General features: G+C 59.4%; 6 protein-coding genes. 2 read left to right on the top strand and 4 right to left on the bottom strand.

The features are described from left to right. Positions 1–26: 26 nt before the first annotated feature. The 3 genes from LJN55_RS09045 to fepD are packed head-to-tail and all read right to left on the bottom strand — an operon-like array spanning position 27 to position 2,921. A complete protein-coding gene (locus LJN55_RS09045) occupies positions 27–848 on the bottom strand; it encodes an ABC transporter ATP-binding protein (RefSeq protein ID WP_227536068.1) in 822 nt (273 codons plus the stop codon). A 2-nt stretch (positions 849–850) separates the two neighbouring features. Continuing rightward, positions 851–1,885 (bottom strand): iron-enterobactin ABC transporter permease, encoded by a 1,035-nt coding sequence (fepG, locus tag LJN55_RS09040; RefSeq protein WP_227536067.1) that lies wholly within the window; start codon positions 1,883–1,885, stop codon positions 851–853. Positions 1,886–1,895: 10 nt separating this feature from the next. Beyond that, on the bottom strand, positions 1,896–2,921 hold the full coding sequence (fepD, locus tag LJN55_RS09035) for a Fe(3+)-siderophore ABC transporter permease (protein WP_133843077.1): 1,026 nt from the start codon (positions 2,919–2,921) through the stop codon (positions 1,896–1,898). 171 nt (positions 2,922–3,092) lie between these two features. On the opposite strand from fepD, the gene entS reads away from it, so the two are divergent. Continuing rightward, positions 3,093–4,367 carry an enterobactin transporter EntS gene (gene entS / locus LJN55_RS09030; protein WP_227536066.1) on the top strand — a complete coding sequence of 425 codons (1,275 nt, stop codon included), beginning with the start codon at positions 3,093–3,095 and terminating at the stop codon, positions 4,365–4,367. Positions 4,368–4,438: 71 nt separating this feature from the next. Here entS and LJN55_RS09025 read toward each other — a convergent pair whose 3' ends face one another. Further along, positions 4,439–4,756, bottom strand: coding sequence for a HigA family addiction module antitoxin (locus LJN55_RS09025; protein WP_227536065.1), 318 nt, complete (start codon positions 4,754–4,756; stop codon positions 4,439–4,441). A gap of 397 nt (positions 4,757–5,153) precedes the next feature. On the opposite strand from LJN55_RS09025, the gene LJN55_RS09020 reads away from it, so the two are divergent. Beyond that, entirely contained in the window at positions 5,154–6,761 is a 1,608-nt protein-coding gene (locus tag LJN55_RS09020; RefSeq protein ID WP_227536064.1) for a methyl-accepting chemotaxis protein, read from the top strand. Positions 6,762–6,765: the final 4 nt, after the last annotated feature.

Raw genomic sequence — 6,765 nt, 5'->3', positions numbered from 1 at the left:
CGCACCGGACGAGGCGTGCCTCGCCCCTACAGCGATACCTGTGGGGGCTGATGATAACGCCCGCACGGCACGATCATCGGCGTATGTGACACCGGATCGTCAATCACCACGCTACTCATGCCAAACACCTGCCGCACCAGCTGTGCATCCACAATCTCAGCGGGTTTACCCTGGGCGATAATCTGCCCTTCCTTCATCACGATTAAGTGGTCGGCGTAACGACAGGCCTGATTCAGATCATGCAGCACCGCCACCAGCGTATGCCCGTGCTCCTGATTTAACTGACGGAACAGATCCAGCAGCTCAATCTGGTGGGCGATATCCAGCCAGGTGGTCGGTTCATCCAGCAACAGCAGTGGCGTCTGCTGCGCCAGCACCATCGCCACCCACACGCGCTGGCGCTGGCCGCCGGACAGTTCATCCACATTCCGTTGTGCCAGTTCACTGACATTGGTGGCCTGCATTGCCACCGCCACCGCCTCACGGTCGGCTTCACTCCACTGCTTCAGTAAGCTCTGATGCGGATAGCGTCCACGTGCCACCAGATCGGCCACGCTGATCCCCTCCGGGACAATCGCATGCTGTGGCAACAGACCCAGCTGGCGGGCAAGCGCTTTGGTGCCCATCTGATGAATATCATGACCATCGAGCAGCACCTGGCCGCTACGCGGTTTCAGCAGCCGACACAGGGCGCGCAACAGCGTTGACTTACCGCAGGCGTTAGGGCCAATAATCACCGTAAACTGGCGGTCGGGGATCTGCACGCTAAGCTCACTGGCGATCACTTTCTGATCGTAGGCGAGCGTCACGCCAGCGGCCTGAAGACGGGGGGATAAAGAAGTATCCATGATTAACGTCGTGACTCCCTGATAAGTAACCAGATGAGATAAACACCACCGATGCTGACGGTAACAGCCCCCACCGGCAGTTGTATCCCGTTAAACGCATGCTGAGCGATCACATCGGCCGTCAGCAACAGCAGCGCCCCGGTGGTGGCGGCGGAAAAAAGCGGCACCGCGCTGGCACCGGTCAGGCGGCGGGCAATCTGCGGCGCAGCCAGCGCAATAAAGGCAATCGGCCCGGCGCTGGCGGTGGCAATTGCCGTGAGAATAATGCCGCACAGCATCAGCCACAGACGGCTGGACTCAGCATTCACCCCCAGCGCCCGCGCACTGTCGTCGCCCATTTCCATCAGCTGCAAACGGCGGCTGAGCGCCAGCGACACCATAATGGTCAGTGGCACCAGCAGCAGCGCAGGCTGCCCTTTCGCCCAGGTGATGCCGTTAAGCGATCCCGCCCCCCACAGCGCAGCACTCATGGCACTCTCCAGCGAGGCGCTGACAATCAGCCAGGTATTGAGCGCCGACAACACCGCGCCCACGCCAATCCCGACAATAATCAGGCGGAAACCCACAATCCCCTGGCGCCACGCCAGCAGATAAACCAGCGCCGCCGAACCAATACCGCCCACCAGCGCTCCGGCGGCAATCTGATAGTAGCTGCCGCCAAAGCCGATAATCATCACCAGCGCCCCGGTAAACGCCCCGGTATTAAAACCCACCACATCCGGGCTGCCGAGCGGGTTGCGGATCGCCGACTGGAAGATCGCCCCGCTGACGCCAAGGCCCGCCCCCAGCACCAGCGCCATCACCGCACGCGGTGCACGCCACTGTGCGATAACGGTCATAAATCCGCGCGGCCCTTCCCCCTGCAACGCCTGCCACACCTGCCCCGGGCTGATGCTCAGCGTGCCGTAGCACAGCGCAAACAGCGCCAGCAGTGCAGCGAGAACGATCAGCGTCAGGTTCGCCCACAGCACCCGGGACGCCAGGCGCAGATTGAGCCAGCCGTCAGCACGGCCGATCAGTAAGGTTTTACTGTGCATCCTGTCATCCTTAATGTTTGCGGCTACGGACTAACCAGATTAAGACTGGCGCACCGATCAATGCGGTGACAATCGACACCCGCAGTTCACCCTGTGCCATAAAACGCCCGGCAATATCGGCGGTCAGCAACAGCACCGGGGCCATCAGAAACGAATAAATCAGGATCCAGCGCTGATCGGCCCCCACCCACCAGCGCGCAACATGGGGCACCATCAGGCCAACAAAACCAATGGGCCCCACCAGCGCCGTGGCCGATCCACACAGCAGCATCACCGACAGCAGCGCCAGCAGGCGCACCAGCAGCACCCGGGTGCCGAGCGCGGCGGCAATGTCTTCACCCATACTGAGACTGTTCAGTGAACGCGATGCCGCGAGTGCCAGCACCGCGCCGACGACTATCGCCGGGGCCACCAGCATCAGGTTCGCTGAGGAACGGATATCCAGCGTTCCCGCCTGCCAGAAGCGCAGCTGGTCAAAGGTCTGCGGATTGAGCAGCGACAGCGACGAAGTCAGCCCCCCCAATACCGCACTCAGTGCCACCCCGGCCAGCGTCAGTCGCACCGGATTGACCCGGCCGCCGCTGAGTGTACCAATCGCCCAGACCGCAATGCTGGCAATCAGCGCACCGCCCCAGGCAAAGCCAAGCCAGCCTGCCATGCCGCTGACGCCAAACAGGGTAATGCCAATTGCCATCGCGAAGCTGGCCCCGGCATTGACGCCGAGAATGCCGGGGTCTGCCAGCGGATTACGCGTCAGTGCCTGGATCACCGCCCCTGCACCGCCCAGCGCCAGACCCACGAGGATCCCGGCCAGCGTACGCGGCAGACGGGCATTGAGAATAATGATGCTATCGGCGTTAGTGATCTGGCCGGAAAGACTCTGCCACACCAGGGCAGGCGCGATGGGTTTGGCCCCAAGCATCAGGCTCGCCAGGCTGACCGCCGTCAGTAATATCAGACAGATGATGACACCCGCGCTGCGCGAAAGGCCTTGCGACAACGGAGCAGATGGGGGGGAAGCTTGCTGCAATGACATCCCTGAGAGATCCTCTTCATATGCAAATGAATATGAGTATTATTATCATTAACGTTACTAACCAAATATGTTACCATGCGCCCCGCCAGAAAAACATCGGCATCCTTACGCGCCGCACCGGACAGCATTCCGGCCGCCAGGCATTGAGCCCTATTAACTACATGGATACTCATGGCAAAGCCCTCCATTCTGCTTGATTTCAGCCTGCTGAAAAATAACGCCCATTTCCGCGCCATCTTTTGTGCCCGCATGCTGTCCGTATTCTCACTCGGTATGCTGGCAGTCGGCGTACCGATTCAGATCCAGGCCATGACAGGCTCCACGCTTCAGGTGGGTGTGGCCGTGATGCTGGATGGGATCGGGATGTTTATCGGATTGATGCTGGGTGGCATCCTCGCAGACCGCCTCGATCGTCGTAAGCTGATTCTGTTTGCCCGTGGTACCTGCGGCATCGGCTTCGCGGCCCTCAGTCTGAATGCGTTTCTGCCGGAACCCTCTTTGTGGGCACTGTATTTGCTGGCCGCCTGGGACGGTTTCTTCGGGGCGTTGGGGATGACGGCATTAATGGCGGTGATCCCGCTGCTGGTCGGGCGTGAGAACCTCGGCGCGGCCGGTGCGCTGAGTATGGTGACCGTACGTCTCGGGGCTATCCTCTCCCCGGCCATTGGCGGGGTGATTATTGTGGCGGGCGGCGTGGGCTGGGCCTTTGCCGTGGCGGCTGTCGGTACGCTGGCAACGTTAATCCCGCTGGTGCGTCTGCCGTCGATGAAGCCGGAAGCGCAGGAGCCGGAGCATCCGCTGCGCGCCCTGGCCAGCGGCGTTCAGTTTGTCTGCCAGCAGAAGGTGGTGGGTTCCGTGGTGCTGCTGGGCATGCTGGTGAGCATCGTCGGCGCGGTGCGTATTCTGTTCCCGGCGCTGGCTATCAGCTATCACGCTGACGCTTCGGCGATTGGTCTGATGTATTCCGCCGTGCCGCTGGGGGCCATGATTGGTGCCTTTACCAGCGGCTGGGTGCCGGGTTATGCCCGTCCAGGTGTGCTGGTCCTGATCAGCGCCACCTGCGCGTTTCTGGCCATTGCTTCGCTGGGACTGTACAGCCACTTTATCCCGGCCCTGCTGGCACTGGTGGTGTATGGCTACTGCAACGCGATCGCTTCGCTGCTGCAATATATGCTGATTCAACACCATACGCCTGACGCTTTGCTCGGCCGCGTGAACAGTCTGGGCACCGCGCAGGATGTGACCGGGGATTCTGTCGGCGCACTGGGATTAGGCGTGTTAGGCAAGCTGTTTACGCCTGTGGTGAGCGTACTGTCATTTGGCGCGGTGGCAGCAGGCGTAGCGCTGGTGCTGGCAAGTCTGGTCGGCACCTTACGCCGGGCGACAATGTCACCGCCGGAGGAGGCAGGCCCGACTGATGAGCAGGACCCGGTGACCAATGCGTAACCGGGCATCATGCGACTAGCATGAGGAGTGCTGATGCCGGTGAAGAGCGTAATGAGGCCAGGTTCAGGTCATCATCCACGGATCTTCACTGGCTGAGCATCGGTTTCGTCATAGCAGGCGGGCACGACCTGCGTGATATCAATCGTTTCGCGGACCCGGCTAATATCGTACGTTGCCTGCATCGCCAGCCAGAGACGGGCCGCAATGCCCAGCCCGGCTTCCAACCGTACCGCCATTTCAGGGGTAATAGCGGTTTTTCCTGCCGCCGCTTTGCTCAACGCCGAGGGGGATACCCCGAGGTTTCCGGCCAGCGTCCGCAGGCTGACGTTATAGTCCTCAAGATACTCGGTAATCAGGCTGCCCGGATGCGGGGGGGTCATCATAGCCATTAGTGGTAGTCCTCCAGATTACTCCCTGTTTCCTTCCGGGAAACAGTATAACAGTTGTTTCCCGGAAGGAAACAGCTTTTCCGGCACGATCCTCTGAATTGTATCGCGAGTAAACCCGGCCATCGCCGACTGACCAATAAGGCGATTCTCATCACACTTTTCAAAAAAGCCGCGTCTTACCTGTGCCGAACCGTCAAGTTTCCCCCCTGCACGCCGTTAATCCGATCAGCATTTTCAAAATTCTATCCGCAGTCTGAATGACATTTCACTCTCACTTTTTTGCTGTGTCATCAAACCGGGTAGCTGAATCGATTCAATTACAATATATATTCTGCGCCATGCCGGTTTTCACGGCCGCTGGCTGACCTTCAAGTTGCCATTTTAGGGGTGTCCATTTATGCAATTCAAAAATACCACCGTACGAACTCAGCTCCTCCTCGGGTTCGGCGTGTTAGTGGTGATTGTGCTTGCCGTCGTTCTTCTCGCGATGAACGCCCTCAGCAATGCGAATGACCGATTCAAAACCCATGTGCAGCAGGTGGCGGCACGTGAGTCCTCCGTCAATCTTATTCTCAGCGGTGTGAAGGACAGTTCACTGAGTCTGTACGGTCTGGTGCTGGTCAGTGAGGCCGCCGACATTGAAGCCGGTAAAAAACAGGTGGCCGCAGCAGAAGAGAAAACCGCCGCAGCGCTGACTCAGTTACAGGCAGCCATCAAGCAGCACACTGACGTAACCGACCAGGATCGACAGTTTGTTTCCGCCATCGCACAGGCGGAAGAGGGGTATCGCCCCATTGCTCACCACATTGTTGAGTTAGCCCTGGCGGAGAAAAAGGCGGAAGCGATTGACCGTATGAACCGTGAATTACGCCCTCAGCTCACCACCTTATTGACCACGGCGAATCAGTACCTTAAATACAGCACCGAGCGCGCGGCGGAGAGTCTGAGTACCGCAGAGAGTGCCTATCAGCAAACGCGGATTATTTTCATCGCGATCAGCCTGCTGGCGCTGAGTCTGGCAGTGATTCTGGGTGCAATGATCATCCGCTCCCTGTTCCGTGCCTTAGGCGAAGAACCGGCCATTTTAGGTCAGGTCGTTCAGCGCATTGCTCAGGGCGACCTGAGCCAGGTTAACGGCGCGGTCACTGCCCCGGCCGGTAGCGTGCTGGCTGCCCTGGGTGAGATGCAGGAGAAATTGCATAACCTGATCAGCCAGGTGGCAAACTCGGCTGAGAGCATAGTTTCCGCGTCAGGTGAAATTACCCTGGGCAATGAAGACTTAAGCCGCCGCACCGAAGCGCAGGCCTCTTCACTGGAGCAGACCTCTGCCAGCATGGAGCAGTTAACCGCCACCGTGAAGCACAACGCCGATAATGCCCACCAGGGAAATCTGATGGCGACCAGTGCCTCTCAGGTGGCACAGCGTGGCGGCAATGTGGTCGAACGCGTGGTCAGCACCATGCACGACATTGCCAGCAGTTCCGGCAAGGTCACCCAGATTATTACCGTCATTGAAGGGATTGCTTTCCAGACCAACATCCTGGCGCTTAACGCGGCCGTGGAAGCCGCCCGCGCCGGTGAGCAGGGCCGTGGATTTGCTGTTGTGGCCGGTGAGGTACGCATCCTCGCCCAGCGCAGTGCCACCGCCGCGAGGGAAATCAAAAACCTGATCGATGAGTCTGTCGAGCGGATCGATACCGGTTCTAAGCTTGTCGATGAGGCGGGCAGTACCATGCAGGAAGTGGTCAATGCGGTTAAGGGGGTTAACAGCCTGATGGCCGAAATCACCCTCGCCTCCAGCGAACAGCACACGGGTATCGATCAGGTGAATAAAGCCGTGGTCCATATGGACGAAGCTACGCAGCAAAATGCCGCCCTGGTGGAAGAGAGTGCCGCCGCTGCCGCCAGCCTTAAGCAGCAGGCTTATTTATTGCTGGAAGGGATCTCTGCGTTTGATATTTCACGTGCCGGTCGTCTCAACGATACAACAGCAGCGATTCGCTAAGGAT

This window comes from Erwinia rhapontici (genome assembly GCF_020683125.1).
GTDB classification, from domain to species: domain Bacteria; phylum Pseudomonadota; class Gammaproteobacteria; order Enterobacterales; family Enterobacteriaceae; genus Erwinia; species Erwinia rhapontici.
Note: the sequence above shows the minus strand (reverse complement) of the source record. Positions and strands in the feature narration are given on the sequence as shown.